The following is a 2,797-nucleotide window of genomic DNA, read 5'->3' on the forward strand; positions in this document are numbered from 1 at the left end:
GAGCCCAGCGCCGGCCAGCTCGACGCCCGCCGGCGCTTCGACGCCGCCGTCGCCAGTGCCGGGCCGGGGCTGTCCGACATACTGTGGCGGGTGGTCTGCGCCGGCGAGGGGATGCGCGACGCCGAGACGGCGCTCGGCTGGCCCGCCCGCGCCGGCAAGCTGGTGCTGACGCTCGCCCTCGACCGACTCGCCCTCTACTATCGGATCGGCTAGCGGTCGCCTTGCCGGCCGGTCGAGCCGCGCTGGCCGGTCTTGCGGCTGCGCGAACCCATGTCGGTGGTCTTCTGGCCGGCGCCGGTCGTCCTGGACGTCCGCTTTTTCTCGTCATCGCGAAGCGTCGGATCGCGGACATTGTTGCGGCTTTCGTCCTTGCCGCTGTTGCTGCGCATCGTCTCGTCTCCCATGATGGCCTGCGACGATAAACGGGCGGCGCTCGGCAATGCTCCGCCGCCCTCGCATGGGAGGCAAAGGCTGATGATTCTCTACGGTTCTTCGCTGTCGCCGTTCGTTCGGAAGGTGCTCGCGTTCGCGGCCGAAAAGGGCATCGAGCTCGATGTCCAGCCGGTCGGTCCCGGCGACCCCAACCCGGATTTCCGGGCAGCGAGCCCGTTCGTCAAAATGCCGGCCTTCGCCGACGGCGACTTTCGGCTCGCCGATTCGAGCGCGATCATCCACTACTTCGAGGCCAAGCACCCCGAACCGGCGCTGATCCCCGCCGACCCGCAGCTTCGCGGCCGGACCATCTGGTTCGACGAGTTCGCCGACACGATCCTTGCCAGCTGCGGGGCGAAGATGTTCTTCAACCGGGTCGTCGCGCCGCGCTTCCTCAACCGGCCTGGCGACGAAGCGGCCGCCGAGGCCGCCGAGCGCGACGAGCTGCCGCGAATCCTCGACTATCTCGAGACGGTCGTTCCGGACGGTGACGGTTATCTGGTCGGGGACGGCTTGACGCTGGCCGACATCGCGGTCGCGAGCCCGTTCGTGAACCTCGGGCACCTCGGCTGCGACCTCGACCGAGCGCGTCACGTGCGCACCTGCGCCTATGTCGAGCGGATCCTCGCCCGACCGAGCTTTGCCCGGTGGATCGACCGCGAAGCCGCTTTCCTCGCCCGAACGGCCGCATAAAAAACGCCGCGCCCCCGAAGGAGCGCGGCGCTTTTGGCGAGTGCCGATCGGGCTAGATGTTGCCCGAGCCGCCCTCGATGTCGGAGTCGCGGTTGCGCTGCTGGCCGGTCTCGATGTCCTCGTCACCCGTGGACCCTGGGCCTTCGGTCGCGCCCTGACCCTGGCTGGCGAAGTCCGAGCCGCCGCTCGAGCCTTCCTCCTGCAGGTAATCGTCGGAACCGGTGCCCTGCGAGCCGACGAAGCCGCCGCCCTCGGTGCCACCGCCTGCGCCGCCGCTCGCACCGCCGCCGCCGCCGCCGCCGAAGCCGCCGCTCTGGCCGCTCGATCCGCCGCCACCGCCAAAGCCCTGCTCACCGCTCAAAGTGTCGGTGTCGCCGCCAAGGTCGGTCTGGCCGCTCGAGCTGGCGCCGCCTGAACTCTCCTTGCCGCCCTGTCCGATGCCGGCGGAACCGAGATCGCTTTGACCGGTGTTCGAGCCGATCCCGCTTGTCCCGGAGCCGGCCTGGCCGCCGAAGCTGTCGTCGCCGCCGGTCTGACCACTCGGGTCCTGCTGATTGCCGGAGCCGCTTTGGCCCTGCTGGCCGAATTCGCCCTGCTGACCTTGCTGACCGAGCGGCTGCCGACCCTTTTGGCCGGTCTTGCCCTGCTCACCGAATTGCTCGTCGTCTTTTTCGTTCGCCATTGCCGATACTCCTCGCGTCAGCCCCTCATGCTCTGTGCCCGAAAAACCCCAACCGGGCCCGAACCGTTCCGCCGTCGAACCGGTGGATGCGACGAACCGAAGGCATTGAAACAGTGAACGAACCTCGGCTGTGGAAGAATCGGCGGCAAACGCGGCGAAGCGGTGTTTCCCGTTCTGCACGAGCTGCGACGAATGGAGTGGCGCCGGCTGCTCGGCGAACCAGTGAATTGGCCGAGGCTTAGCCCTGCTTTTCGCTGTCGTCAGTGGGAGCATCGGCCGCCGCGTCGGCCCCCGGGTCGGCGTCGTTGCCGGAGTCGGCGTCGTCGCCGGAGTCGCTGCCGGCATCGCCCGTATCCGCCTCGTCCGTCGCGGCGACCGGAGTCAGCTCCTCGGGCGGCGGGGCGGCGTCGCGCTCGAACATCTGCGCCATCACGTCGATGCCCTGGAGCTGCAGGTCGGCTTCCTCGGGCGAACGGGCGACATTGACCCGGACGGTCACCGCGACCTCGGGGTGCAGCGCGACCTTCACGTCGTGCATGCCGATGCCCTTGATCGGCCGGTCGAGGACGATCTGGCTCTTGGTCACCTTGGCGCCTTCGGCATCGAGCGCCTCGACGATGTCGCGGGCGCTGACCGAGCCGTAGAGCTGGCCGGTGTTGGACGCCTGGCGGATCAGCTGGACGGTCTTGCCTTCGACGTCCTTGGCGGCCTTTTCGGCCTCGACCCGCCGGTCGGCATTGTCGGCCTCGATCTTCTTGCGATTGGTCTCGAACAGCTTGCGGTTGGCCTCGTTGGCCCGGAGCGCCTTCTTGTTGGGGAGCAAATAATTGCGGGCAAAGCCGTTCTTGACGGTGACGACATCGCCGATCGCGCCCAGTTTCTCGACCCGTTCGAGCAGGATGACTTCCATCTGATCCGCTCCTTATTTCACGAGGTAGGGAAGCAGGCCGATGTGGCGGGCGCGCTTGATCGCCTTGGCCAGCTCGCGCT

The 2,797-nt window shown here is 68.2% G+C and carries 5 protein-coding genes and 1 pseudogene; 2 read left to right on the forward strand and 4 right to left on the reverse strand.

Features of this window, described 5'->3' with window-relative positions:
• A partial coding sequence (locus tag H0T81_RS07370; protein WP_294011422.1) for a DUF6456 domain-containing protein occupies nt 1-213 on the forward strand: 213 nt, incomplete at its 5' end.
• Here the strand turns inward: H0T81_RS07370 and H0T81_RS07375 are convergent.
• Complete coding sequence (locus H0T81_RS07375) at nt 210-404, reverse strand: hypothetical protein (RefSeq protein WP_294011424.1); 195 nt, start codon at nt 402-404, stop codon at nt 210-212. The two genes, H0T81_RS07370 and H0T81_RS07375, sit on opposite strands and share 4 nt — an antisense overlap.
• A 1-nt stretch (nt 405) precedes the next feature.
• Between H0T81_RS07375 and H0T81_RS07380 the strand changes: the two genes are divergently transcribed.
• Nucleotides 406-1,125 (forward strand): glutathione S-transferase family protein, encoded by a 720-nt coding sequence (locus H0T81_RS07380; protein ID WP_366474097.1) that lies wholly within the window; start codon nt 406-408, stop codon nt 1,123-1,125.
• Nucleotides 1,126-1,177: 52 nt separating this feature from the next.
• Here H0T81_RS07380 and H0T81_RS07385 read toward each other — a convergent pair whose 3' ends face one another.
• The 3 genes and pseudogenes from H0T81_RS07385 to H0T81_RS07395 form a co-directional block, all read right to left on the reverse strand.
• Nucleotides 1,178-1,807, reverse strand: a complete 630-nt coding sequence (locus H0T81_RS07385) for a hypothetical protein (RefSeq protein WP_294011426.1) — start codon at nt 1,805-1,807, stop codon at nt 1,178-1,180.
• Between the two features lie 238 nt (nt 1,808-2,045).
• On the reverse strand, nt 2,046-2,717 hold the full coding sequence (gene rplI, locus H0T81_RS07390) for a 50S ribosomal protein L9 (protein ID WP_366474098.1): 672 nt from the start codon (nt 2,715-2,717) through the stop codon (nt 2,046-2,048).
• Nucleotides 2,718-2,729: 12 nt separating this feature from the next.
• Nucleotides 2,730-2,797, reverse strand: a pseudogene (locus tag H0T81_RS07395) (30S ribosomal protein S18); the annotation flags it as partial.

It is taken from the genome of Sphingomonas sp., from assembly GCF_013812825.1.
Taxonomy (GTDB): domain Bacteria; phylum Pseudomonadota; class Alphaproteobacteria; order Sphingomonadales; family Sphingomonadaceae; genus Sphingomicrobium.